The sequence below is a fragment of the Streptomyces sp. NPDC051183 genome (genome assembly GCF_040682455.1).
Classification (GTDB): domain Bacteria; phylum Actinomycetota; class Actinomycetes; order Streptomycetales; family Streptomycetaceae; genus Streptomyces.
Window position 1 is genome coordinate 18,339 of sequence record NZ_JBFBBA010000055.1, and the last position, 23,319, is coordinate 41,657.

The 23,319-nt window shown below is 71.6% G+C and carries 21 protein-coding genes and 1 tRNA gene; 10 read left to right on the forward strand and 12 right to left on the reverse strand.

Annotation, left to right across the window (positions count from 1 at the left end; all coding sequences use genetic code 11):
* Positions 1-9 precede the first annotated feature (9 nt).
* Positions 10-84, forward strand: a tRNA-Val gene (locus AB0M99_RS33245).
* Between the two features lie 365 nt (positions 85-449).
* Here AB0M99_RS33245 and AB0M99_RS33250 read toward each other — a convergent pair.
* Positions 450-953 (reverse strand): hypothetical protein, encoded by a 504-nt coding sequence (locus tag AB0M99_RS33250; protein WP_365927139.1) that lies wholly within the window; start codon positions 951-953, stop codon positions 450-452.
* Between the two features lie 588 nt (positions 954-1,541).
* Here AB0M99_RS33250 and AB0M99_RS33255 point away from each other — a divergent pair.
* Positions 1,542-2,174, forward strand: coding sequence for a hypothetical protein (locus AB0M99_RS33255; RefSeq protein ID WP_365927141.1), 633 nt, complete (start codon positions 1,542-1,544; stop codon positions 2,172-2,174).
* Positions 2,175-2,189: 15 nt separating this feature from the next.
* Entirely contained in the window at positions 2,190-2,420 is a 231-nt protein-coding gene (locus tag AB0M99_RS33260; RefSeq protein ID WP_365927143.1) for a DUF2277 domain-containing protein, read from the forward strand.
* A 74-nt stretch (positions 2,421-2,494) separates the two neighbouring features.
* Here AB0M99_RS33260 and AB0M99_RS33265 read toward each other — a convergent pair whose 3' ends face one another.
* The 4 genes from AB0M99_RS33265 to AB0M99_RS33280 all read right to left on the reverse strand — a co-directional run bounded on the left by AB0M99_RS33265 (position 2,495) and on the right by AB0M99_RS33280 (position 6,364).
* Positions 2,495-3,001 (reverse strand): hypothetical protein, encoded by a 507-nt coding sequence (locus AB0M99_RS33265; RefSeq protein ID WP_365927145.1) that lies wholly within the window; start codon positions 2,999-3,001, stop codon positions 2,495-2,497.
* Between the two features lie 151 nt (positions 3,002-3,152).
* On the reverse strand, positions 3,153-3,764 hold the full coding sequence (locus tag AB0M99_RS33270) for a VTT domain-containing protein (protein ID WP_365927147.1): 612 nt from the start codon (positions 3,762-3,764) through the stop codon (positions 3,153-3,155).
* Between the two features lie 171 nt (positions 3,765-3,935).
* On the reverse strand, positions 3,936-5,609 hold the full coding sequence (locus AB0M99_RS33275; protein ID WP_365927149.1) for an alkaline phosphatase D family protein: 1,674 nt from the start codon (positions 5,607-5,609) through the stop codon (positions 3,936-3,938).
* Positions 5,610-5,719: 110 nt separating this feature from the next.
* The gene (locus tag AB0M99_RS33280; RefSeq protein ID WP_365927181.1) at positions 5,720-6,364 is read right to left on the reverse strand and encodes an HNH endonuclease family protein; all 645 of its coding nucleotides are present in this window, start codon (positions 6,362-6,364) and stop codon (positions 5,720-5,722) included.
* A gap of 494 nt (positions 6,365-6,858) precedes the next feature.
* On the opposite strand from AB0M99_RS33280, the gene AB0M99_RS33285 reads away from it, so the two are divergent.
* Both AB0M99_RS33285 and AB0M99_RS33290 read left to right on the forward strand, forming a co-directional pair.
* Entirely contained in the window at positions 6,859-7,440 is a 582-nt protein-coding gene (locus AB0M99_RS33285) for a TMEM165/GDT1 family protein (protein ID WP_365927151.1), read from the forward strand.
* Between the two features lie 141 nt (positions 7,441-7,581).
* Positions 7,582-8,103, forward strand: coding sequence for a DinB family protein (locus AB0M99_RS33290; protein ID WP_365927183.1), 522 nt, complete (start codon positions 7,582-7,584; stop codon positions 8,101-8,103).
* A 122-nt stretch (positions 8,104-8,225) separates the two neighbouring features.
* On the opposite strand, the gene AB0M99_RS33295 is transcribed toward AB0M99_RS33290, so the two are convergent.
* Positions 8,226-8,903, reverse strand: a complete 678-nt coding sequence (locus AB0M99_RS33295) for an HAD-IA family hydrolase (RefSeq protein ID WP_365927153.1) — start codon at positions 8,901-8,903, stop codon at positions 8,226-8,228.
* A gap of 133 nt (positions 8,904-9,036) precedes the next feature.
* Complete coding sequence (locus AB0M99_RS33300; protein ID WP_365927185.1) at positions 9,037-9,636, reverse strand: peptidoglycan-binding domain-containing protein; 600 nt, start codon at positions 9,634-9,636, stop codon at positions 9,037-9,039.
* A 766-nt stretch (positions 9,637-10,402) separates the two neighbouring features.
* Between AB0M99_RS33300 and AB0M99_RS33305 the strand changes: the two genes are divergently transcribed.
* Positions 10,403-12,460 carry an MFS transporter gene (locus AB0M99_RS33305; RefSeq protein WP_365927155.1) on the forward strand — a complete coding sequence of 686 codons (2,058 nt, stop codon included), beginning with the start codon at positions 10,403-10,405 and terminating at the stop codon, positions 12,458-12,460.
* A gap of 54 nt (positions 12,461-12,514) precedes the next feature.
* On the opposite strand, the gene AB0M99_RS33310 is transcribed toward AB0M99_RS33305, so the two are convergent.
* On the reverse strand, positions 12,515-13,081 hold the full coding sequence (locus tag AB0M99_RS33310) for a GNAT family N-acetyltransferase (RefSeq protein ID WP_365927157.1): 567 nt from the start codon (positions 13,079-13,081) through the stop codon (positions 12,515-12,517).
* Positions 13,082-13,188: 107 nt separating this feature from the next.
* On the opposite strand from AB0M99_RS33310, the gene AB0M99_RS33315 reads away from it, so the two are divergent.
* Positions 13,189-13,584: a nuclear transport factor 2 family protein gene (locus AB0M99_RS33315; protein WP_365927159.1), complete on the forward strand. Its 396-nt coding sequence runs from the start codon at positions 13,189-13,191 to the stop codon at positions 13,582-13,584.
* 114 nt (positions 13,585-13,698) lie between these two features.
* On the opposite strand, the gene AB0M99_RS33320 is transcribed toward AB0M99_RS33315, so the two are convergent.
* On the reverse strand, positions 13,699-14,040 hold the full coding sequence (locus AB0M99_RS33320; protein ID WP_365927161.1) for an antibiotic biosynthesis monooxygenase: 342 nt from the start codon (positions 14,038-14,040) through the stop codon (positions 13,699-13,701).
* A 121-nt stretch (positions 14,041-14,161) separates the two neighbouring features.
* On the opposite strand from AB0M99_RS33320, the gene AB0M99_RS33325 reads away from it, so the two are divergent.
* Complete coding sequence (locus AB0M99_RS33325; RefSeq protein WP_365927163.1) at positions 14,162-16,192, forward strand: bifunctional glycosyltransferase 87/phosphatase PAP2 family protein; 2,031 nt, start codon at positions 14,162-14,164, stop codon at positions 16,190-16,192.
* Positions 16,193-16,220: 28 nt separating this feature from the next.
* Here the strand turns inward: AB0M99_RS33325 and AB0M99_RS33330 are convergent, their stop codons facing one another.
* Entirely contained in the window at positions 16,221-17,594 is a 1,374-nt protein-coding gene (locus tag AB0M99_RS33330; protein ID WP_365927165.1) for an FAD-binding oxidoreductase, read from the reverse strand.
* A gap of 142 nt (positions 17,595-17,736) precedes the next feature.
* On the opposite strand from AB0M99_RS33330, the gene AB0M99_RS33335 reads away from it, so the two are divergent.
* Positions 17,737-19,842 carry a hypothetical protein gene (locus AB0M99_RS33335; RefSeq protein WP_365927167.1) on the forward strand — a complete coding sequence of 702 codons (2,106 nt, stop codon included), beginning with the start codon at positions 17,737-17,739 and terminating at the stop codon, positions 19,840-19,842.
* A gap of 368 nt (positions 19,843-20,210) precedes the next feature.
* Here AB0M99_RS33335 and AB0M99_RS33340 read toward each other — a convergent pair whose 3' ends face one another.
* Complete coding sequence (locus AB0M99_RS33340) at positions 20,211-21,455, reverse strand: cytochrome P450 (RefSeq protein ID WP_365927169.1); 1,245 nt, start codon at positions 21,453-21,455, stop codon at positions 20,211-20,213.
* 258 nt (positions 21,456-21,713) lie between these two features.
* Here AB0M99_RS33340 and AB0M99_RS33345 point away from each other — a divergent pair, with 258 nt between their 5' ends.
* The gene (locus AB0M99_RS33345) at positions 21,714-22,883 is read left to right on the forward strand and encodes a steroid 3-ketoacyl-CoA thiolase (RefSeq protein ID WP_365927171.1); all 1,170 of its coding nucleotides are present in this window, start codon (positions 21,714-21,716) and stop codon (positions 22,881-22,883) included.
* Between the two features lie 125 nt (positions 22,884-23,008).
* Here AB0M99_RS33345 and AB0M99_RS33350 read toward each other — a convergent pair.
* On the reverse strand, positions 23,009-23,319 hold a 311-nt coding region (locus AB0M99_RS33350; protein ID WP_365927173.1), incomplete at its 5' end, for a transglycosylase SLT domain-containing protein.

Consider the following 23,319-nt stretch of genomic DNA (forward strand, 5'->3'; position numbering starts at 1 on the left):
CTCATCCACGGGTGCGTAGCTCAGGGGTAGAGCGCTGCTCTTACAAAGCAGATGTCGGCGGTTCGAAACCGTCCGCGCCCACCAGCGGAAAGCCCCCAACCGATCACGGTTGGGGGCTTTTCCACGCCACAGCGACGCCACATGACATCGGTCATGGGCGCATGCACCGATCACCACCCCGGGCCCGGGGTCCTCGGCCACGCGGTAGACGTTCCGCGGCTCGACGCGCAGCGCCCGGTCCGGGGGGTGGACACGCAGCCGGTCCTACTCCCGACGCATGATCTCCTCGCGTCGGAAGCCGAGTGCGGTCGTCGGCGCGAAGGCGGCGTACCGCGGGTCGACCAGCGTTGCCACGTCGTCCAATTGACGTGCGCGCACGTCACGCCGCCATGGTGGCCGGGCTGTGCCCGAGCGCCGGTGCTTTTCAAAGGGGTCGGTAGGGCTTTCGGTCACGCGCCGGATACGTCAGCGCAAATGGCTCTGGCTTGAAGGGTGGCCGCGGGCTGGTCGTTGACGCGCTGGACTCTTACGAACCATCCGGTCCCATCGGCGTTCGGTGCGTTGTCAAGAACCTCAAGGGTGGGGTTTCCCGGAGCCGCGTAGTTCCAACCGCCTCCCGTCACTCTCGTCCCCTCGGGGCAAATGGCTGTGACGCTGCAGAAGAAGACGTCCTGGCTGCACTGCTGCTCTGCCGGCACGATGGTGTACCCCGTGATGCCGCCACCGTTCGGGGGCGGTGTGTTCGATGCACCGGTCTGATTGCAGTTGACGGTCTGATTGCCCTTGACGGTGTTGTTGTCGCCGTTGTTCTGGTGTACGGCACCGCAGAGCAGTGGAGAAATAAGACCGGAAAGAATCGAGACCGGGTCCTGTGCGTGAGCGCTGCCGGCACCGATGGCTGACGCGCCCAGTACAGCCGTCAGGAGTGTGGCGATTCCAAGGTTCCGATTCATGCGACATCCCCATTATCGGTGGGTTATGGATTGTGGTCCGATGGTCCGTGGACGCGTCGCAGTTAACTCTTCTCCCATCGCTTCCTCCACGCCGACATCATCGTTTTCGCTCCTTCGGCCTTGGTAACGACCGGAGCGGTCGCCAAGGGCTACGCCCGGCCGGAGGGGGCCTGGAGCGGTGCGACGGGGAGCGAAGGCCGCGGGAAGCAGGGCAGGGCAGGGCGAGCTTCGAACCGTGCTTCCGTCCGCCTTCGTTGCGCCTTCCCGGCGGGTGCTGGGGGAGCGACCATCCCGACGTGCGTCCACGAGTCGGGAAGCAGGTGGGGTCGAGATGAGTCAGCCCAGGTGTGGGGCGCCGACGGCGAAGGGGCGGCCTTGCACCAAGGCCGCGATCGTGAACAGTTCCCGGTGTCAGTTGCACCAGGGAGGGTGGTCGGGCTACGCGGTGGCGCAGCGGAAGAAGAAGGAAGCCGAGGCGAAGATGCGCAGGCTTCGGAAGAAGAAGTGACGCCCCGCGGTCCGGGGGCGTGAAGACGGGGGCTGGTGCCGGGGGTTGGCGGTCGGGGTGGGGCGTGGGATGGTCGGGGGATGGGCGAGTGGCTCGCGTGGGGTGGGGCGGCCGTGGTCGCGGTCGTCGTGGCGGTGGTGCTGGAGCGGGTCGCGCGGGAGGGGTTCGACCGGCGGCGCGATGCGGAGCGGGAGCGGTTGCTCGCGGCGGCCGGGCGGGACGCGCCGGTCGCGGAGGAGGGGGACCCGAAGTTCGCGGACGTCGGGGGGATCCGGCATCCGGCCGCGGAGGACGGTGACCGGCGGGACGGCTTCACGCCGCTCCTCGTCGAGTACTACGCGTACGGGCTGACCCAGGCGCGGAGCAGCTTCGCGACCAGCCAGCGGTTCGCCGGGGCCGGGGCGGCGATCCTGCTCGTCGGGGTCGGGATCGCCGTGTGGAAGGCCGAGAGCAGCGGCGACCTGTACCTCGGGGTGGTGACCAGCTCCGTGGGGCTCGTGGTGACGCTGGTCGGGCAGCTGTTCCACCGGCGGGCGGACATCGCGCTGAAGCACATGTCCGCCCAGACCGCCTCGCTACGGGAGGACCGGCGGGCCGCCGAGGCGATGCACCAGGCGATCGTCCTGCTGGACGAGGTGGCCGACCAGGCGCTGCGGGCGCGGCTGCAAGCCGGTTTGATCATGAAACTGTCCGGCGCCGAGCTGCCCGGGTAGCGGGATAGTAGGGGTATGTGCCGTTCCATTAAGACCCTGCGCCCGCCCGCCATCCCCGAGAAGGCCACGGAGGAGGAGATCCGCGCCGCCGCGCTCCAGTACGTGCGCAAGGTGTCCGGCTTCCGGGCGCCCGCCGCGCACAACCGGGAGGTGTTCGAGGCCGCCGTCGACGCGATCGCCGAGGCGACGGCCGCGCTGCTCGACGGGGTGCACGTGCGGGGGCAGCAGGCCGTGGCCGCCGGCTGACCGCCCGGGTGGGAGTGGGGAGGGGCCGTACGGGACCAACGGCCACTCCCCGTGCTGTGCGGTCCGGATGCCCGTCAGGCGGAGCGTCCCGAGCGGCGGCGCAGCATCCAGATGCCGGCGCCGAGGCCGCCCGCGGCGAGGGCCCCGCCCATGGCGATCTGACCCGGGCTCATGGAGTCGACGCTGCCGCCGAGCCCGCCGCGGGCGGCGCCCGGGCTGATGTTGAGGGCCACGGTGATGCGCTGGCCGCCGCACTCGAAGGTGACGGGGTGCGAGCCGGCGCTGATGTTGCGGTAAGTGGTGGCGGCGCCGATGAGGTTGGTGGCCTGCTGGTTGCCCGGGGTCAGCCATACGTCGCCGAAGGCGCGGGAGGAAGCCCTGCCGGTGTTGGTGCCACAGCCGGCGATGTTCAGGGTGACCCGGTCGCCGGGGGAGACGGTGCCGGGGGAGACGGTGGCGGAAGGGGCGGCATGGGCGAGTGTGGCGGGAACGGCGGCGGCGACGGCGAGGGTCGCGGCGGCGATCGCCATCAGCCGGGGCAGGTGGGTCGCGCGGGGCGTGCGATTCGGTGTGGCGGGCATGGAGAGAACTCCTCGGGCTCCTCGAAGCGGCGCGGATTCGGATCCGCTCCGTGCTTTGGACGCTAGGAGCCCGACCCCGGCACGGCGATCGGTGCCGGGTGAACGGGTGAGGCACTGCTCCACCCGGGGTACCCACGGCCGCCGGTCGGCGTCAGGGGGTTGCCGGGGTGGGGGTGGGGCGGCGGATCAGGAACGCGGCCAGGGCGCCCGCGGCGAAGAGGGCGATCAGTGAGACCGCGGTGCCGAGCCAGGTGGTGCCGAGCCACTGGGTGCCGAAGTAGCCGAGGGACACGCTGTACCCCGCCCAGGCCGTGCCCGCGAGGACGGACCAGGGCAGGAACTCCTTGACCTTGCGCTGCATCTTTCCCGCGCCCAGGGAGACCACCGAGCGGCCGGCCGGGGCGAAGCGGGCGATCACCACCAGGGCGCCGCCGCCGCGGGCCAGGGCGGTGCCGAGGTGTTCGTGCGCGCGCGTCAGCCGGCGGGAGCGGGCGATGGCGCGGTCGAGGCGGGCCCCGCCGCGCAGGGCCAGCCGGTACGCGGCCATGTCGCCCAGCACCGAGGCGGTGACGGCGGTGACCAGCAGCGCCAGGATGTCCGGCACCCCCGGTCCGGCCGCCCCGGCGGCGGCAGCGGCCGCCGCCGCGGTGATCACCAGTACCCCGCTCGGCAGCACCGGCAGGAAGACGTCGAGCACGACGGACAGCGCCACCAGGGCGTAGATCCATGGGCTCGAGGTCAGAGACCCCAGAGTCTCAAGCAAAGCGGGACTCCCCAGTCCGGTTGACGTGCTTCGACAGTGGAAGCGCCGCGACGTCGCGGGGAGCGGCAGGGGCGGCTTGACAGCCATACAGCGTACGCCCGGCGTTCGCGCACCGGACGTCCGGGGGCGCTCAGCGGCCACCGGTGTGTCAAGCCTCCGTAACGGACTGTGTCACTCCGGAGCGGTGAGATCCCGGTCGAGCACCTGGACCAGCCGGGCGCCCTGCCGTTCCCTGTGTGCCTGGTCGAGCCGGAGCCGGGCCGTCCGCCCGGACAGCGCGAGCGTCATCAGCTGGTTGCCGAACCACGGCCCATCCGTACGCCGCCAGCTCAGCGGCGGGCGGCCGGTCCGCCCGTGCCGGGAGAATCCGCGGCCCAGCCATCGGCCCAGGCGCGACCAGCCCAGCCGGAACCCCCACTTCACGGCGGTGTGGATGGAGTTGTGCACCGGCGAGCAGGTCAGCTGGAACACCCGGGCCGTGCTGGGTATTCGGGGCTCGGCCACATACGCGTGATGGACGTCCCCCGACAGGACGCACACCGTCGCCGGAGCCCGCGGGCCCGTCCCCACCTCCTCGATCAGATCGCTGAGCGCCGCGAAGGAGGCCGGGAAGGCCGCCCAGTGCTCCAGATCGCTGCGCCGCCGCAGGTTCTCCCCGATCCGCGCCCACCGGGGCCCCCGGTCCCCGCGGCACAGCGCGGCATTCCACACCTCGGCGTCATGGATCAGCGGCGGCATCAGCCACGGCAGCGAGGCCCCGATGAGCAGGTGGTCATAACCGCCGTGCCCCTCCAGCGCGTTGTCCCGGAGCCACTGGTGCTCCGCCGGGTCGAGCATGGCCCGGCCGTCCTCGGCCAGTACCCGGGCGGCCCGGGTGTCCACCATCAGCAGCCGGTACCGGCCGAAGTCGCGCCGGTAGCTCCAGCGGGCCGTGGCCGGATCGGCGTCCGCCGCGGCGGCGAAGGCCCGTAGCGCGTCGGTGCCGTCGGGGGCTTCCCGTACCGCCGCGTACAGCGCGTCGGCCGCCAGTTCGGCGGGGGAGAGGTTGCCGAGGTGCTGGTACACCCAGTACGACATCAGCCCGCTGAGCACCCGCTCCTGCCACCAGGCGGTCGCGCGCATCTCCGCCACCCAGGCCGCGCTGGTGTTCCAGTCGTCGATGACGTCGTGGTCGTCGAATATCTGCAGGCTCGGGACGGTCGACAGCAGCCAGCGGATCTCGGGGTCCAGCCAGGATTCGTAATAGAGCCGGGTGTACTCCTCGTAGTCCGCGACCTGGGCGCCCGGGGCCTCGCGCAGGTCCCGCCGCGCCGCGATCCACTGCCGGGTCTCGCGGGACAGGTGGTCGGCATACACCTGGTCGCCGAGCAGCAGGAGGACATCGGGCCGGACCGCCTCCGGGTCGGCGGCCAGCCGCGCCGCCAGAGTGTCGAGCGCGTCCGGTCCGTGCGGTCCGTGCCGGTCGGCGGGCGGGGCGGCCTGGCGGCAGGATCCGAAGGTCAGGCGCAGCCCCGGACCGGAGGCGGCGCGGGCCGAGGGCGCGCGGCCGGGGACGGCGGGGGTGGTGATCGTGCTCGGCGGGAAGGGGCTGTCGGGCAGCGGCCAGACGCGGACGCCGTCGAGCAGTACCTCATACGCCGTGGTGGCGCCCGGCGTCAGGCCCGTCACCGGTACCAGCGCGTAGTGGTGCCCGGCGATCTGGAAGGTGCGCACAGTGCCGCCGGCCCCGTCGGCGCAGCGCACCTCGGCCGTGCACGGGCGGTCCGCCTCGACCCATATGGTGGCGGAGCCGCCCGTGTCCCAGTCGACGTAGCGCAGCAGTGGTCCCAAGCGCATTCCGGCCATGCAACTCCCCCTCCTCAGTTGTCGCTTCGATCACGTTACGACGGGGAGGGGGCGCTCGGCCTCCCCCTGGTGGGGGAAAGATCCATGGCCAGGGGTGGGCTCCCGGGCTGTCAGCAGGCGTTGAGGATGTTGACCAGGGCCGTCTTCTCGTTGGAGTCCATGCTCAGGCCCCAGTACTGCTTCACGTTGACCCACATGCGGGCGTACGTACAGCGGTAGGCGGTGCGCGGCGGCAGCCACTTGCCGGGGTCGAGGTCGCCCTTGGCCTGGTTGACGTTGTCCGTGACCGCTATGAGCTGGGGGCGGGTGAGGTCGTTGGCGAACTGCTGGCGCTTGGCCGTGGTCCAGGAGCCGGCGCCCGAGCGCCAGGCCTCGGCGAGGGCGACGACGTGGTCGATGTCGAGGTCGGAGGCGGCGGTCCAGGTGGCGCCGTCGTACTCGGAGTACCAGCTACCGCTCACGGCGGCGCACGCGGAGTCCTGGACGACGTTCACTCCGTCGCGCTTGAGGACGGTCTCGCGGGTGTTGCAGCTGCCGGAGACGGTGCTCCAGTGCGGGAACAGGTCGCGGCTGTAACCGCTGGTGGAGCCCTCGGCCCTGGGCGTCACCGTGGCGAGGTACGAGCGGGCGGCCGAGGCGCTCATGGGGGTGGGAGGGGCGGCGGCCGCGGTGGGGGCGTTGGCGAGGGTGGTGAGGGAGACGAGGGCAAGCGTTGCCGTGAGCATGCCAAGTCGACGCGCGTAGACGCCGGGCATGCGGGATGCGGGGGACGTGGGGGACATGCGGGCTCCCTGGAGGTGGGGGTGGGTCCGGGCGCCCCGCGGATGGGGGCGTCGTCATGCTGGCGGCGCCGGGTTTCGCGGGGATGGGCGCCAGGTGACAGTGTGGAGACATGGGCATGTCATGGCGAGGTCTGCAACGGTCCGGAATTGAGCGGAAGTTGTGAATCCGGACGCGCGGACCGTCCAAGCGGGACCAACGGCCCATTTCGACTGGCCGCGGGTGTCGCGTACCCTTCATGGAGCAGAAGGGGAGTAGCTCTTCGCCGGACCGTCGACATACTGCTGGGTCACCCCAGCCGGCGCCCGGAGGCAGGCCGCGGAAGCGGTCGGCCGGCGAGACCTTCGGCCGCAGTGTCCTGCCATGCGTTTACGCAACCGGGGCGCCGCCGAGCCGAAGCGACCCCTGACACACCCCAGGTCTCTCGGTACCGATGGCGTCCTGCCCGACCGATTGAGGTTCCGCCCCCGTGTTCAGCTTCACCGTTACGGCCATCGCCTTCGGCGTCGTCTTCCTCGCCGAACTCCCCGACAAGACGGCCCTCGCCGGCCTGATGCTCGGCACCCGCTACCGCGCCTCGTACGTCTTCGCGGGCGTCGCCGCCGCCTTCGCCGTGCACGTCGCGCTCGCCATCGCGGCCGGCAGCGTGCTCACGCTGCTGCCGCACCGGCTCGTCCAGGCCGTCGTCGGCGTCCTGTTCCTCGCGGGCGCGGCGATGCTGCTCCTGAAGAAGAGCGACGGGGAGGAGGAGGTGGCGCCGCCCGCCGACCAGTCCTTCTGGAAGGTCTCGGGGGCTGGCTTCATGCTGATCCTGGTGGCCGAGTTCGGCGACCTCACGCAGATCATGACCGCCAACCTCGCCGCGCGGTACGACGATCCCCTCTCGGTCGGCATCGGCGCGGTGCTCGCGCTGTGGGCCGTCGCGGGCATCGGGATCCTGGGCGGGCGGACGCTGATGAAGTACGTGCCGCTGAGCCTGATCACCAAGGTCGCGGCCGGTGTGATGGCCGCGCTCGCCGCGTTCTCGCTGTACGAGGCGATCGTCGGCTGATATTCCGTTGCGAGGGGCGTGCCGGTGGACCAGGGTCGCGGCGTGAACGACTTCGACGCCTCCGCGCACGCTTCCCCGCCCGCTTCCCCGCCCGCCTCCGCGCCCGCATCCGGCGGGACCCGGGCCTTCGGCTGGGCCAACATGTTCGTCAGCCCCGAGGAGGACACCCGTACCGACGGGGGATTCCGGGGCGAGGCCGCCGTGCTCGCGGGCTACCTGCGCGACCAGCGGCTGACGCTGGAGCTGAAGTGCGCCGGACTGGACGCCGAGGCGCTCGCGCGGCGTTCGGTGGAGCCGTCGAACCTGTCCCTGCTCGGTCTCGTACGCCACCTCGCGGGCGTGGAGCAGAAGTGGTTCCGGGCGGTGATGGCGGGCGAGGAGATACGAAGGCACTACCGCTCGGAGGAGGAGCCCGACGGGGAGTTCACCGGAGCGGTGGCCGACCCGGCCGTGGTCGCCGAGGCCTGGGCGACGTGGCGGGCCGAGGTGGCCTTCGCGGAGCGGTTCGTGGCCGGGGCGCCGGACCTGGACGTCACGGGTGACGTCGGCGGGGAGCCGATGGAGCTCCGTGAGGTCCTGGTCCACATGATCGAGGAGTACGCCCGACACAACGGCCACGCGGACTTCCTGCGCGAGCGGATCGACGGCCGCGTCGGGCAGTAGCCGGTAGCCGGTAGCCGGTAGCCGGTAGCCGGGCAGCGGCGGGTACGCCGGAACGCCGAAGCTCCCCGTCCGGTCGGGCGGGGAGCTTCGGCGTGTCCGTGGTGGGCGCGCGCCCGGCGGGATCAGGCCGCGTGGAGCGTGAGGCGGATGGACCCGTCCGGTGCGGCGGCGACGTCGACGGACGTCAGGTCCAGCACGTGGGCCGTGGGGGCGTGGGCGGCGGCGCGGGGGCCGACGCCGATCACGCGCATGCCCGCGGCGCGGCCGGCCGTTATTCCGGCGGCGGAATCCTCGAAGACGATGCAGTCGGCCGGGTCCACGCCGAGGGCGGCGGCGCCCTTCAGGAAGCCCTCGGGGTGGGGCTTGCTGTCCTGGACGGACTCCGCGGTGACGCGGACCTCGGGCATCGGCAGGGCCGCGGCGGTCATCCGGGCCGTGGCCAGGGCGGCGTCGGCGGAGGTGACCAGGGCGTGCGGCAGGGCGGCGAGGGAGGCCATGAACTCCGGAGCGCCGCCGACCGGCACGACGCCGTCGGTGTCGGCGGTCTCGCGGGCGAGCATCACCGCGTTCTCGGCGCGGTTCTGCTCCATGGGGCGGTCCGGGAGCAGGATGGCCATGGTGGCGTAGCCCTGGCGGCCGTGGACCACCTTGAGGGCCTCCTCGGGGTCCAGACCGTGGGAGACGGCCCAGTCGCGCCAGCAGCGTTCGACCACGGCGTCGGAGTTGACGATCGTGCCGTCCATGTCCAGGAGCAGGGCCTTGGCGGTCAGGACTACGGGGGCGGTGGTGCTGGCCGGCATTGACGTGGCTCCAGACGGGGCGGGAAAAGAGAACAAGTGGTTCCGTCCACCGGTCAGGGAGTGAGGACGGAACCACTTTGTTCCTTCACGATACAAAACCCGAGGGGGTTCGCGCCATCCCGGGGGGTGTGACTCATCCCTCCAGTGCCGCGCGGGTGGCGGGGCCGTAGACGCCCCAGGGGTCCTCCTCGATCCCGTTGTCCCACTGGAAGGTGGAGACCGCCGCCTCGACACGGTCGCCGAACTTGCCGTCGAACTTGCCGCGGTACAGGTGCTCGGCCGCCAGCAGGCGCTGGAGCTTCTCCACCTCCGGGCCCGAGTCCCCGTACCGAAGGGTCGGGGTCTGCGCGGGCGGCGGCGGTGTGCTCGCGGAGCGGCTGGGGGTGGGCGACGGGCTGGGCGGCGGTGTGCTCGCGGAGCGGCTGGGGGACGGGGAGGCGGAGGGGGACGGCGAGCGGGAAGCGGAGGCGCTGGGCGAGGGGGAGCGCGGGGGCGACGGGGTCGCCGACTGCGCGGAGGGAGCGGCCGTGCTCACCGCCGGGGCCGAGGGTTTCGCGTCGGGCAGGGCGGTGGCGGGCCCGTCGGAACTCGGGAGCAGCGTCATCGCCAGCGCGCCCGTACCGAGGGCGGCGACGACTATCGCACCGACCAGCACCGGCCCGATGCGCCGCCGGCGGGGCCCCTGGGGCGGACCCCCTGCCGGAGCCCCTGCCGGGACGGCCCCGAGCTGCATCGTCACGCCGGCGTCTCCCGGGTGCCGCGCGCTTGCCGCGCCTGCGGGGTGCCCGAAGTCCACCGGGTCGGCCGGGTACCCCGAGCCGGCCGCGGCCGTCGGGTCCGCCCGATGGCCGGGGTCCGTCGGGTGCTCCGCGCCTGCGGGGTAGTCCGGTTCTGCCGTGTCCGGCCAGCCTGCCGACCTTGCCGGGTGCCCCGGGGACGCCGCAGGCGCCGGGTATCCCGCGCCTGCTGCGTTGGTCCGCTGAGCGGTGTCCGCCGGGCGCCCGGGGCTCGCCGGGTCAGCCGCGTCTCCCGGGTGCCCCGCGTCGGCCGCGCCTGCGGGGTGCTCGAAGCCCGCCGCGTCGCCCGGGTATCCCGGGCCCGCCCGGTCGGCCCGATGGGCGGAGTCGGCCGGGTGCTCCGGGGCTGCGGGGTGGCTCGGGCCTGCCGGGCCCGGCCAGGACGCCGGGCGCGGGGTGGTGCGGGGGGAGATCACGTCGCGCACCGGGTGCGGTGGTGGGGTCTGTGGATGGCCGGGGTCGGACAGTGTCACGTACGGGCGGACGCGCAGCGGCTCGAACCCCGCATCCGGCGCACACCTGCAATCGGCACCCACGGCATGGCATTCCGGACAGCGTTCGGCGCTCACTGGAACCCCTCCCTCCCTGGCTACTGCCAGGCATTATGCAGACCCGTATGGGGCAGCCCAACCCGCCCGAGAGGCCATAACCGGACACACCGCTCAGGATGGAGATTGTTGATGCGGCCTTGAGGAGGAGCCGATGGTGCAGGACGTGACCACGGAGCCCGGCCCGCAGCGGTCCGGCCCCACCGCAGAGCACGCCGGCCGCGAGGTGCTCGTCTCCATCGGCGCCCTGCTGCTGGGGCTGCTGATCGCCGCGCTCGACCAGACGATCGTCTCGACCGCGCTGCCGACGATCGTCAGCGACCTGGGCGGGATGGCGCACCTCTCCTGGGTCGTCACCGCCTACATGCTGGCCTCGACCGCCGCCACGCCGCTCTGGGGCAAGCTCGGCGACCAGTACGGGCGCAAGAAGCTGTTCCAGTACGCCATCGTGCTCTTCCTGGTCGGCTCCGCACTGTGCGGTCTGGCGCAGAACATGCCGCAGCTCATCGGATTCCGCGCCCTGCAGGGTCTCGGAGGCGGCGGTCTGATCGTGCTGTCCATGGCGATCGTCGGCGACATCGTCCCGCCGCGCGAGCGCGGCAAGTACCAGGGCCTCTTCGGCGCCGTCTTCGGAGCGACCAGCGTGCTGGGTCCGCTGCTGGGCGGGCTGTTCGTGGACCACCTGTCCTGGCGCTGGGTCTTCTACATCAACCTCCCCATCGGCCTCGTCGCACTTGTCGTCATCGCGTCCTTCCTGCACATCCCGGTGCGCTCCGAGAAGCACACCATCGACTACCTCGGCACCTTCCTCATCGCCTCCGTCGCCACCTGCCTCGTGCTGGTCGCCTCCCTCGGCGGCACCACCTGGGGCTGGAGCTCGCCCGAGATCATCGGGCTGGCCGTGCTCGGCGCGGTGCTGCTGGTCGCCTTCCTCCTCGTCGAGCGGCGGGCCGCCGAACCGGTGCTCCCGCTCAAGCTGTTCCGGATCCGCACCTTCACCCTCTGCTCACTGATCAGCTTCATCGTCGGCTTCGCGATGTTCGGGGCGATGGTCTACCTGCCGACCTTCCTCCAGATCGTCCAGGGCGTCTCGCCCACCATGTCCGGGGTCCATATGCTGCCGATGGTGCTCGGCATGCTGATCACCTCCACCGGCTCCGGCCAGATCGTCAGCCGCACCGGTCGCTGGAAGGTCTTCCCGATCGCCGGCACGGCCCTGACCGCGCTCGGGCTGCTGCTCCTGCACCAGCTGCACCGCACCAGCTCCACGATCGAGATGAGCGCGTACTTCTTCGTCTTCGGAGCCGGACTCGGCCTGGTCATGCAGGTACTCGTCCTGGTGGTGCAGAACGCGGTCAGCTATGCGGACCTCGGCGTCGCTACCTCCGGTGCCACCTTCTTCCGCTCCATCGGCGCCTCCTTCGGCGTGGCCATCTTCGGAACGATCTTCACCAACCGGCTCGACGACAAGCTGGCAGCCTCCCTCGCCGGTGTAACCCTGCCGCCCGGCGCGGACGTCGCGCGGCTGGAGGCGGACCCGCGGGCCATCGCCGAACTCCCCGCCGAACTGCGCCCCCGTGTGCTCGACGCCTACTCCACCTCCATCACCGACGTCTTCCTCTATGCCGTCCCCGTGGTCCTGGTGGCCTTCGCGGTCGCCTGGTTCCTCAAGGAGGACAAGCTCCGCGGCTCGGTCACCGCCCCCGACGTCACCGAGACCCTGGCCTCCAACCCCGTCCAGCGCTCCTCCCGCGACGAGGTGGCCCGCGCGCTGTCGGTGCTGGGCACCCTCCAGGGCCGCCGCCACGTCTACGAGAAGATCACCAAGAAGGCAGGCTTCGACCTGCTGCCCGCGGCCAGCTGGCTGGTGCTGCGGATCAACAAGTACGGCTCCGCCGAGCCGGCGGTGCTCGCCGAGCGCACCATCGTGCCGCTGAGGGCCATCACGGACGCCGCCCGCCAGATCGAGGAGCGCGGGCTCGCGGAACGCGACGGGCTCGCGCTGGTCCTGACCGACAAGGGCCACGAGAGCGCCGTGAAGCTCTCCGCCGCCCGGGAGGAGTCCCTGGCCGAGCTGCTCGGCGACTGGTGGAGCCCGGACCGGCCGACCGACCTGACCAAGCTCGTCGCGGAGATCAACCGGGAACTGTGCGGATCCGACTCCGAGGAGCCCTACGACGCGGCTCCGCGCCGGGACCACTCGGCCGCCTGACCCCGGCCGCCGTGCCCGCCGGGACCCCCGGGACCCCGGCCGCCGGACCGCGCGTCAGACCAGCGGCTTCTCGAACCAGTGCTCGGCATAGGGGCCGGACTTGTAGGCGGGTATTTCGGCATACCCGTGACGCGCGTACAACGCTCGCGCCTCCACCAGGTCCGACCTGGTGTCCAGGCGCACCCGCTCGGCGCCGAGCGCGCGACCCGCCTCCTCCAGGGCCTCCAGCAGCGCCGCCCCGCCGCCGGTGCCGCGGGCGCGCGGGTCGACGTACACCTTGGTGAGCTCGGCGGTGACGAGGGCGAGCAGGCGGATCCCGCCGCAGGCCAGGGGCTCGCCGCCCAGGCGGCCGACCACGAACTGACCCGTCGGCGGGAGGAGCCCGTCGTCCGGGAAGTCTTCGAGCCCCTCGTCGATCTCGGCCTCGGTGACGGACCGTTTCCAGTACCGGCCGGCGACCTCGGCGTAGTAGGCGCGGCGCAGGAGCGTGGCATCCGGGGCCGTGACGAGCTCCGGGGTGATCTCCCAGGCGGAGCCTGTCGGGCCTGCTGCTGAGTTCGTCGGGGTCGTCGGGGTCGTCGGGTTCTTCGGGCAGACCGTCTTGATCGAGTTCGTGTTCATGGCGTCATTGTGGAGTCCGACCCGGACCCCTTGCGTTGGAATATCCACAGGGGCGGGCCGATGATAGGAAAAAGGACAATCCGCCCACACGGAGGGTGTGAACCGTCATGTCGGAGCATCCCGACTGTGCCCTGATCCGCCGTGGCTACGAGGCCTTCGGCAAGGGCGACATGGAGACGCTGGGCTCGCTGTTCACGGCCGACGTCATCCACCACGTACCGGGCAGCAACCCGCTCTCCGGGCACCACAAGGGGCGGGAGGCCGTCCTCGACCTCTACCGCAGGCTCGGAGAGGAGACGAAAGGCACCTTTCAGGTCCACCTGGAATCCGTCATGGTCGACGGCCGCGGCCACGCCATGAGCGTCCACACGGTGCGCGGTGACCGCGGTGACCGCGGCATCGAGATCCGCGAGGGCCTCTTCTTCACGATCGTCGGCCACAAGATCACCGACATCGACGAGTGCACCGCCGACATCGACGAGAACGACGCCTTCTGGAGCTGAGCCCGGCTGCGGCCCAGCTGACCCCCGGCCCAGCTGAGCCCAACCCAACCGAGTCGCGCCCAGCCGACACCGCACGAGGACCCGGGACCGGCCACGGCCCCGGGCCCTCCCGCGTCACGCCTGCTTCGGCGCTGCCTGCTGCACGACCTCGAACGACCACACCGAGGACCCGGACGCCGCGGGCTTCGGACGCTCCCCGCCGCCCTCCCCGCCCGCCGCGGGACCGCCCTGGTGAGCCGCCTTCATCGGGCCCTCCATCCACGCCTGGAAATCCTGCTCGGAACGCCACCGCGTGTACACCAGGTACTGGTCCGTGCCCTCGACCGGGCGCAGCAGCTCGAACCACTCGAACCCGTCGGAGCTCTCCACGGCGCCCGCCCGGGAGGCGAAGCGCTGCTCCAGAACCTCCCGCTGCTCGGCGGGGACGGTCAGTGCGTTGATCTTCACGATGCTCATGACAGCCATCCTAGGGATCCGGTGGGGGATATCGTCGTCCCCAGGTAATGGAGTGGTGCATGAAGCGCGGCAGCCAGGCGAAGTCAGGGTTGCGGTCAACACGGCGGGAGGCCGGCGAGGCGTGGCTAACGCGGCGGAGCACAGTGATGCGAACGGACATGCCGGGGTCATAGGCGGTACGAGCAGGCTGGGGGCCGTGCGCCTCCTGCTCTGGGCGCTGGCCGGAGTGCTCGCCGTGAGACAGGCGGCCGTCGTGCTGCGCATGCCACCCGGGGAGTGGCTCAGCGACTTCCACCTCCCCGGCGCCCCCGGCGGTCTGCCGGGGGCGCTCTACGAAACCGGCCAGTTCAACGGCACCCCCTTCGGGGGGCTGGTCCTCAAGCCGCTCGTCGGCTTCGCGGCGCCCCCGCTGGAGGTGGGCTGGACCTGCGTGACCCTGCTGTTCGTCGCCGGCATCGGGCTGCTCGCCGCGCGCAGCCTGCCCGACCCCGTCCCGCGGCGCACCGCGCTGCTCGCCGCGCCCGTGCTGGTGGCGCTGATGATGGTCTCGCTGCCCGTGCGCGAGGCTTCCTCGCCCGGCCAGACCGCCGTCATGCCGGTACTGCTGGTGCTGCTGGCGGTGTTCCGGGTGCCCGGCGAGCGGCCCTCGGGCTTCCTGATCGGCCTCGCCGCCGCCCTCCAGCCCGCCCTGCTGCTCTTCGCCCCGCTGATGTGGCTGACCGGGCGCCGTCCCGCCGCGCGCACCGCCGGGCTGACCTTCGCCGGGGCCACCGCGCTGTCCTTCGCGGCGCTGCCGCGCGACTCGTGGACGTACTGGGTGGAGCACCTGGCCGGCACCGGCCTCGGCGGCGCCCCCGACGGCCTCTCCAACCAGTCCGTGCACGGCGCGCTGCTGCGGCTCGGCCTCACCGGTCCCGGCGAGATCCTGCTCTACGTCGCCCTCGCGGGCGGGGTCGCCTGGTTCGCCCTCAGCCGGGCCGCCCGCTACGCCCGTGACGGCCAGCTGCTGCTCGCCGTCGCGATCACCGGCTGCGCCGCCGTCGCGGTGTCCCCGACCGGGTGGCGCCACCAGCTGCTGTGGGTGCTGCTCGCCGTCGCGGGCAAGGTCGGCAAGCGCGCCGCGGACCGGCCCGTGTGGCCCGTCGCCGTGGTGCTCGCCATGACCCTGCCCAGCGCCGTACTGCTGCCCAACATGGACGCGCTGGCCCCCGTACGGGACAACGTGCCGCTGCTCGCCGCGCTGGCAGCCGCCTGCGTGGTGCCGTTCCTGCCGCGCTCCTCGCCGTACTGGCGCGAACCGGTCCCCACGGCCTACGGGCGGCCCGCGGCCGCGCGGTGGGCGCGGGTGCCGCTGCTGCCGTTCTGGCGGCGCGTGCTCTCGCGCCCCAACCTGCTGCTGGAACTGCTGCTGATACGGGTCGGCTACTCGCTCTACTCCCACATCCGGGCCGCCGCCCCCGCCAGCCGCAGCCTCGCCGAGGCCAACGGCAGCCAGATCCACGGCATCGAGAAGGTGCTCGGCATCGACATCGAGCGCGCCGTGAACCACGCCGTGGTGAGAACGCCCTGGCTGGAAGGGTTCTTCAACTTCTACTACACCTCCTTCCACTTCGTGGTCCCGCTGACGATCCTGGCGGTGCTGTACTGGCGCCGCCCGGGCGACTACCGCTGGGCGCGCGCCTCGCTGGGCCTGGCCACCGTCCTCGCGCTCATCGGCTTCTGGCTCTACCCGCTCGCGCCGCCGCGCCTGATGCCCGATCTCGGGTTCGTCGACACCGTGCACGGGGTGCAGGACCTCGCGAATCCCCAGTACGGGGCCATGACCGCGATCTCGAACCAGTACGCGGCGATGCCCTCGCTGCACTTCGGGTGGTCGCTGTGGTGCGGGATCGTGATCGTGACGCTCGCGCCGAAGGGGTGGCAGAAGCTCCTCGGGGCGCTGCACCCGCTGATCACGGTGTGCGCGATCGTGGCCACCGCCAACCACTGGGTGCTCGACGCGGTCGGCGGCGCGGTCGTCATCGGCGCCGGTTTCGGGCTCGTCCACGTGCTCTCCGGGCCGCGCCGCCTGAGCCTGAGCCTGCCCGCGCAGCGCACGGCCGGCCGCGACGGGGAGCAGGAGCTCGTCGGGGCCCCCGCCCGGACGCCGTAGGGGAACGCGGGACGCCCCGGGAGGCGCGCTACGCCGCCGGCGGGATGTTCTGGTTGAGGCGGAAGAGGTTGCCGGGGTCGTAGCGCCGTTTCAGCTCCCGCAGGCGCCGGTACTTCTCCGCCCCGTACGCCTGCTCGATGCGCTCCTCGCCCTCCTCCATCAGGAAGTTCGTGTAGACCCCCGTCTGATGGGGCGCGAGCGCCGACCACAGGCCCCGCGCCCAGGCGCGCTCCTCCGCGAAGCCCTCGGCGCCCTCGGTCGTGCCGTTGATGTTGAAGGTGTGCCCGGCGCTCCGTCCGCCGAAGGCCGTCTCGTCCTCCCCGACACGGGCGATGGCGCCGCCGAGCTGGAAGATCGGGAAGGCGGTGAGGGGCGAGACGATCCGCGCCGCGTGCTCGGCCGTACGGTCGATGATCTCGTCGCTGAGCCGGTCCACGTCGCAGGACTTGAAGTAGTACCAGCGGCCGTGCGGGAAGGACGGGTCGAACATCGCCTGGTGCTCGGTGAACGGCTTGGGCGCGCACAGGTCCAGCACCGGCGCCGGCCCGCCCTCGCGCAGCGGCCGGAGCACCCGCGTGCCCCCCTCGACCGACCCCGCGTAGCAGCAGACCACCATCACGACCGGCTGCCCGTGCAGCTCGGGCGGTATGTACGCGACCGCCGGCGCCTTGCGGTGGACGACCGCCGTCGTCAGCTCGTCCGGTACGTCGGTGATCCACTCGCGGTAGAAGCGCAGCAGCCGCGCCGATTCCGCCATCGGCCACACGATCGGCCCGGCCAGCACCACCGGGCCGAGCGGATTGAGCCGGAACTCGAACTCGGTGACGATGCCGAAGTTCCCGCCTCCGCCGCGCACGCCCCAGAAGAGGTCCGGGTTCTCGTCCGCGCTCGCCTTCACGAGGGTCCCGTCGGCCGTGACCAGGTCCACGGAGGCGAGCTGGTCGATGGTGAGCCCGTATTTGCGCATCAGCCAGCCGATGCCGCCGCCGAGCGTGAGCCCGGCCAGCCCGGTGTGCGTGACGATCCCGGCCGGTACGGCCAGCCCGAACGCCTGCGTCTCCCGGTCCAGCTCGCCGAGCAGCACGCCCGCCTGGGCCCTGACCGTACGGGCGCCGGGGTCCACCCGGATGCCGCGCATGGGCGAGAGGTCGATGACGATGCCGCCGTCGCACACGGACTGCCCGGGGAAGCTGTGGCCGCCGCTGCGGACGGCGAGGGGGAGGCCGGAGGCCGCGGCGAAGCGCACGGCGTCGATGACGTCCGCGGCGCCCGTGCAGTAGGCGATGAGGGCGGGGGAGCGGTCGATCGAGCCGTTCCAGACCTGCCGGTCCTCGTCGTACGTGGGATCCCCGGGGCGCGCCAGCCGCCCCCGGAAGGACGGGCCGAGCGAAGCCGTGGCCATGCCTTAAGGTTACGGCCGCAACGGCCGGTCCACTCGTCTGGCACACGAAACCGTCCATCACTCTGTGCCACCGTGGTGGTGCGCCGTGGAGCGGAGCGCGCGGCGCCACCTCGGGTTCCCGGCCATACAGGAGTGGTGGACGATGGCGCAGAGTAACCAGGCTGAATCGACGGGCGACAACGGGAGAGAGGTCGAAGCCCACCGGAAGGGCTTTCGGCTCCTGCTCGCTGCGAACCCCAACTACTTCGACACCTTCCCCGACATCGGCATCGGGCCGGTGTTCCCGCTCAAGGGCGACACGACCTACGAATCGCTGTCCTGCGTGGCCTACAGCCCGGAGCGCGACCGGCTGGAGGCGACGCTCGAGCTGCGCCGCCCGTCCGGCTACTCGGGCGGGCTGTGCACCCCCGGCTCCTACGAGTACGTCCGGTTCTTCGTCAGCTACGACGAGGGCGCCACCTTCGCCGACGCGGGCCTCGCCGCCGTGAACGTGCACGACCTGCTGGTCGAGCCGGACTGCCGCGACAAGCCGTCGCACCCGCTCTCGTACACCGTCGGAGTGGACTACACGCCGCACCGGAACTTCTGCGGGCTGCCGGTGCTGCCGCTGGTGCGGGCCATCCTGTCCTGGGAGCAGGTGCCCGAGCCGGGCAACCCGGACTTTCCCGTGGTCTGGGGCAACCGCCTCGACTGCCACGTCCAGATCCGCCCGCGCCGCTTCTTCCTGCCGGACATCATCCCGGAGCTCCCGAAGGACATCGTCAAGAAGCTCCCGCCGCTGGTCGTGCACGAGGTTCCGGACCCGACGCCGGATCCCGGGCCGTTCACCGAGCTCACCCTGAGCGAGCTGGCCCGGGAGTACCGCCAGCTGAAGGTGCCCGAGCACCGCTTCGCCCTGCCGCACCTGCTGGCGTCGGCCGGGTCGCCCGTGCTGACGGCGTCCTCCATGACCGGACCGGCCGTCATCGCCAAGGACCTCGGCATCGACCTGGGCAAGATCATCGGCGCGCTGGAGGAGACCAGCGGCGACGTCACCTACGAGGAACTGCGCTGCGTCGGGCTCGACGGGAACGCGGGGCAGCTGGTCGCCAGCCTCCGTGTGAAGCAGTCCAACGGCTACTCCGGCGGGCCCTGCACCAAGGGCAGCGTGGAGTACGTCGCCTTCTGGGCCGACTTCGGTACGGACTGCACGTACAGCTATCTCGGTACCGCGCAGGTGAGCACGCACGATTACGAGGAGATCCCCCGCGGCGGGCTCCGTTACGCCGCGATCCTGCCGGTGGATCTGGCCGACTTCCGTGAGGAGTGCGAGATCCCGGTCTACGGGCGGATCCGGGCCGTGCTCTCCTGGGGCACCCCGCCGTCGACCACCGATCCCGACGCGCTGCCGGTCTGGGGCAACCGTGTCGACACCCATGTGCAGCTGGCGCCCGGGCCCGTCTACGACGGCAACGCGCGGTTCACGATCGTCGGTGGTGTGGAGGCCGCCAAGGTGAACGCCACCACCGGTGTCACCGACCCGGGCGGTCACCTCAACAGCGGTCCCGTGCCGGACGGGTGCCCGTTCGCCGGTCAGGTGAACCTGCACGGTCCGAGCGACCCGGCGCTGGCGGGGTTCTCGTACCGGATCTCGGTCCGCAACGTCACCTTGGGCACCCCGTTCGTGCCGCTCACCGAATCCTTCGTCAAGGTGGACGCGGGCGGCTTCGCGACGATTGTCACCCCGGCCCCCGACGGCCAGTTGCCGTGGCCGACCTGGGCCGACAACACCCTTGGCCAGCTGGGCCGGTTCACACCGGGCGGAAACGACCTGTGGCAGCTCCAGCTCGAACTCATCGGCATCGGGGTGGTGGAGACGCGCAACGTCCTGATGGACAACCTGGTGCGCGGGGTGGTCGACCCGGCCGATCCGCTCAACGCCGGTGATCTGCACCTGGACACGGGCGGGGCGTGCCGGGTGCCTCGTGGCACGCTGACCGGCCGGTTCGTGGCGCGCGACGAGCACTTCCTCGGCTGGGGCATCTCGGTCCACGGCGGGCCGTCCTCCACGGTTCCGCCCACTCCGCTGACCGTCTCGATCAGCCCGACCACTCAGACCGGCCTGGCCGGTGAGCTCTTCTCGCTGGACACCAGCGCCCTCGATGCGTGCGGGTACGTCGTCAGGCTCACGGTCACCGACCGGGCGATCGTGAACAGCGTGAGCCTTGGCCATGGGGTCACGATCGAGCGGGGTGTGTGTCTCGAGTAGCCGTGCAGGCCGTGCAGGCCGTGCAGGCCGAAGGGGCGTCGGGCACAGGTGGCCCGGCGCCCCTTCGGGGGGATCGTCGCTGACTGTCAGGATCACCCGGTTCGGGGTGGGCCGCCACTCGAACGGGTGCCGCGCCGTGGCCGGGGGCGCCGCCCCCGGACCCCCGCGCCTCAAACGCCGGCGAGGCTGAAAGAGCGCCTCAAACGCCGGCGAGGCTGGGAGTGCCCGGCGGGGCCGGGAGTGTGCCGGACGGGGCTGGGAGCGCACCCGGTGGGGCCGGAGTGTGCCCGGCGGGGCTGGATGCGGCCAGCGGGCGGCAGGGGCCGGGGCGTGGGAGGAAGGCGGCCCCTGCCGCCCTGGGTCGCGGGTCAGCCGTGGCTGACCCGGAGTTCCTTGATGCCGTTGAGCCAGGCCGCGCGCAGTCGCCGCGGGGCCTCGCCGGCCAGGCGCAGGTCGGGCAGGGCGTCGGCCAGCGCGTTGAAGATCAGGTCGATCTCCATGATGGCCAGCGACTTGCCGAGGCAGAAGTGCGGGCCTCCGCCGCCGAAGCCCAGGTGCGGGTTGGGGTCGCGGGTGACGTCGAAGACGTCCGGGTTCTCGAAGACCTCGGGGTCGTGGTTGGCGGAGGAGTAGAACATCCCCACCCGGTCGCCCGCCTTGATCTTCTGGCCGCCCAGTTCGGTGTCCTGGGTGGCCGTGCGCTGGAAGGACACCACGGGGGTGGCCCAGCGCACGATCTCCTCCGCGGCCGTGGCCGGCCGGGTCGCCTTGTAGAGCTCCCACTGGTCCGGGTGGGTCAGGAAGGCGTGCATGCCGTGGCTGATGGCGTTGCGCGTGGTCTCGTTGCCGGCGACCGCCAGCAGCAGCACGAAGAAGCCGAACTCGTCGGAGCCGAGGTTGCCCTGGCCCTCCGCCGCCACCAGCTGCGTGACGATGTCCTTGGCCGGGCACTCCTTGCGCTCGGCGGACAGGTTCATCGCGTAGCCGATGAGTTCCATGGCCGCCTCGGAGCCGACCTCCTCGGTGATGGCGTACTCCGGGTCGTCGTACGCGATCATCTTGTTCGACCAGTCGAAGATCTTGGCGCGGTCCTTCTGCGGTACGCCGATCAGCTCGGCGATGGCTTGCAGCGGGAGTTCGCACGCCACCTGCGTGACGAAGTCGAAGCTGCCGTCGCCCGAGGCGGCCAGCGCCTCCGTGACGATCTTCCGGGCCCGGTCGCGCAGGGCGTCCTCCAGGCCGCGGATGGCCCGCGGGGTGAAGCCCCGCTGCACGATCTGGCGTACGCGGGTGTGTTCCGGCGGATCCATGTTCAGCATGATCAGGCGCTGGGCATCTATCTGCTCACGCTGGATGTGCTCGTTGAAGCGGATGATCGCCGTGTTGGTCGTGGAGGAGAACAGCTCCGGGTGCGTGGAGACGTACTTGACGTCCGCGTGCCGGGTGACGACCCAGTAGCCCTCGTCGTCGAAACCGGTGACGCCCCGCCGCTGCGGGCACCACCACACGGGTGCCGTCTGCCGAAGCTGCGCGAACTCCGGGAAGGGGACCCGGTCTTGGAGCAGGTCGGGGTCGGTGGCGTCGAAGCCTTCGGGCAGCACGGGACAGGGCATCGGGCGACTCCAAAGTCTGACGGCCCATCAGATGGTGGCTTGAAGGTAGTAACGAGTTCTAGAAGTGACAAGGGTCCTCGCGCCAACTGTTGCGTGTGGAATCCGTGTAAGCCGCGTGCAAGACCCTTGCGTGCCGGGCCTTCTGGTCATAAGACTGCGGGGAGAACTAGAACGCGTACTAGTTCGGGCGGGGCGCCGGGACGGCCCGCCAGCCGAGGCGCGCTGTGCGCTACGCGCTACGCAGGAGAGGACGAGCTCATGGCCGCGGAACCCGTCATCGTCGAAGCCGTACGCACCCCCATCGGCAAGCGCGGGGGCGCACTCGCCAACCTTCACCCCGCCTACCTGCTCGGCGAGACCTACCGCGAACTCCTCGCCCGTACGGGGATCCAGCCCGACTGCGTCGAGCAGATCGTCGGCGGAACCGTCACCCACGCCGGCGAGCAGTCGATGAACCCCGCCCGCAACGCCTGGCTCGCCATGGGACTCCCGTACGAGACCGCCGCGACCACCGTGGACTGCCAGTGCGGCAGCTCCCAGCAGGCCAACCACATGGTCGCCAACATGATCTCCGGCGGCGTCATGGACATCGGCATCGCCTGCGGCGTCGAGGCGATGAGCCGGGTACCGCTGGGATCCGGCTCCAAGCACGGCCCCGGGAAGCCCTTCCCGGACGAGTGGAACGTCGACCTCCCGAACCAGTTCGAGGCCGCCGAGCGGATCGCCCGCCACCGGGGCCTGACCCGCGAGGACGTCGACAGGCTCGGCGTGCTCTCGCAGCAGCGGGCCGCCGCCGCGTGGGCGGAGGAGCGGTTCAAGCGCGAGACCTTCGCCGTCCAGGTCCCCACCACGGAGGAGGAGCAGGCCGCCGGGCAGGGCATGTGGCGGCTCGTCGACCGCGACGAGGGCCTGCGCGACACCAGCATGGAGGCGCTGGCCCGCCTCAAGCCGGTCATGCCGACCGCCGTGCACACCGCCGGGAACTCCTCGCAGATCTCCGACGGGGCCGCCGCCGTGATGTGGGCCTCGCGGAAGATGGCCCGCGCGCTGAAGCTGAAGCCGCGCGCCCGGATCGTCGCCCAGACGCTGGTCGGCTCCGACCCGCACTTCCACCTGGACGGCCCGATCGACGCGACGCGGGCGGTGCTCGGCAAGGCCGGGATGTCCCTCAAGGACATCGACCTCGTCGAGATCAACGAGGCCTTCGCCTCCGTCGTCCTCAGCTGGGCCCGGGTCTTCGACCAGGACCTGGAGAAGGTCAACGTCAACGGCGGCGGCATCGCGCTGGGACACCCCGTCGGCGCCACCGGCGCCCGGCTGATCACCACCGCGCTGCACGAGCTGGAGCGGCGCGACAAGGAATTCGCGCTGATCACCATGTGCGCGGGAGGCGCGCTGGCGACCGGCACGATCATCCAGCGCCTGTAGCGGGACACGGGCGCTGCTCTCGGACCCTGTGGGATGGGAAGCAGAAGGCCCCGGTGGCCGACCTGGGGAGGTCGGCCACCGGGGCCTTCGCATGCCTGCTGCCTGCTCTTCTACCGCTGGTCGGCTCAGTACCAGTGGTGGGACTGCCAGAAGTTCCAGGCGCCGACCGGGCTGCCGTAGCGGGAGTTCATGTAGTCCAGGCCCCACTTGATCTGGGTGGCCGGGTTGGTCTTCCAGTCCGAGCCCGCGGAGGACATCTTCGAGGCCGGCAGGGCCTGGACCAGGCCGTAGGCGCCCGAGGAGGAGTTCGTCGCGGTGTGGTCCCAGCCGCTCTCGCGGGTAACGATGTTGTTGAACGCGGCGAACTGGGCCGGGTCCTTGATCATCTGCTGGGCGATCGCCTTGGCGCTCATCGGGGCGGCCTGCGCGGGAACCG

What these genes read in the sequence shown, in the direction of transcription:
- AB0M99_RS33250 (WP_365927139.1), bottom strand. Translation starts at nt 953, where the DNA reads ATGAATCGGAACCTTGGAATCGCCACACTCCTGACGGCTGTACTGGGC.
- AB0M99_RS33255 (WP_365927141.1), top strand. Translation starts at nt 1,542, where the DNA reads ATGGGCGAGTGGCTCGCGTGGGGTGGGGCGGCCGTGGTCGCGGTCGTC.
- AB0M99_RS33260 (WP_365927143.1), top strand. Translation starts at nt 2,190, where the DNA reads ATGTGCCGTTCCATTAAGACCCTGCGCCCGCCCGCCATCCCCGAGAAG.
- AB0M99_RS33265 (WP_365927145.1), bottom strand. Translation starts at nt 3,001, where the DNA reads ATGCCCGCCACACCGAATCGCACGCCCCGCGCGACCCACCTGCCCCGG.
- AB0M99_RS33275 (WP_365927149.1), bottom strand. Translation starts at nt 5,609, where the DNA reads ATGGCCGGAATGCGCTTGGGACCACTGCTGCGCTACGTCGACTGGGAC.
- AB0M99_RS33280 (WP_365927181.1), bottom strand. Translation starts at nt 6,364, where the DNA reads ATGCCCGGCGTCTACGCGCGTCGACTTGGCATGCTCACGGCAACGCTT.
- AB0M99_RS33290 (WP_365927183.1), top strand. Translation starts at nt 7,582, where the DNA reads ATGTTCGTCAGCCCCGAGGAGGACACCCGTACCGACGGGGGATTCCGG.
- AB0M99_RS33295 (WP_365927153.1), bottom strand. Translation starts at nt 8,903, where the DNA reads ATGCCGGCCAGCACCACCGCCCCCGTAGTCCTGACCGCCAAGGCCCTG.
- AB0M99_RS33300 (WP_365927185.1), bottom strand. Translation starts at nt 9,636, where the DNA reads ATGCAGCTCGGGGCCGTCCCGGCAGGGGCTCCGGCAGGGGGTCCGCCC.
- AB0M99_RS33305 (WP_365927155.1), top strand. Translation starts at nt 10,403, where the DNA reads ATGGTGCAGGACGTGACCACGGAGCCCGGCCCGCAGCGGTCCGGCCCC.
- AB0M99_RS33310 (WP_365927157.1), bottom strand. Translation starts at nt 13,081, where the DNA reads ATGAACACGAACTCGATCAAGACGGTCTGCCCGAAGAACCCGACGACC.
- AB0M99_RS33315 (WP_365927159.1), top strand. Translation starts at nt 13,189, where the DNA reads ATGTCGGAGCATCCCGACTGTGCCCTGATCCGCCGTGGCTACGAGGCC.
- AB0M99_RS33320 (WP_365927161.1), bottom strand. Translation starts at nt 14,040, where the DNA reads ATGAGCATCGTGAAGATCAACGCACTGACCGTCCCCGCCGAGCAGCGG.
- AB0M99_RS33330 (WP_365927165.1), bottom strand. Translation starts at nt 17,594, where the DNA reads ATGGCCACGGCTTCGCTCGGCCCGTCCTTCCGGGGGCGGCTGGCGCGC.
- AB0M99_RS33335 (WP_365927167.1), top strand. Translation starts at nt 17,737, where the DNA reads ATGGCGCAGAGTAACCAGGCTGAATCGACGGGCGACAACGGGAGAGAG.
- AB0M99_RS33340 (WP_365927169.1), bottom strand. Translation starts at nt 21,455, where the DNA reads ATGCCCTGTCCCGTGCTGCCCGAAGGCTTCGACGCCACCGACCCCGAC.
- AB0M99_RS33345 (WP_365927171.1), top strand. Translation starts at nt 21,714, where the DNA reads ATGGCCGCGGAACCCGTCATCGTCGAAGCCGTACGCACCCCCATCGGC.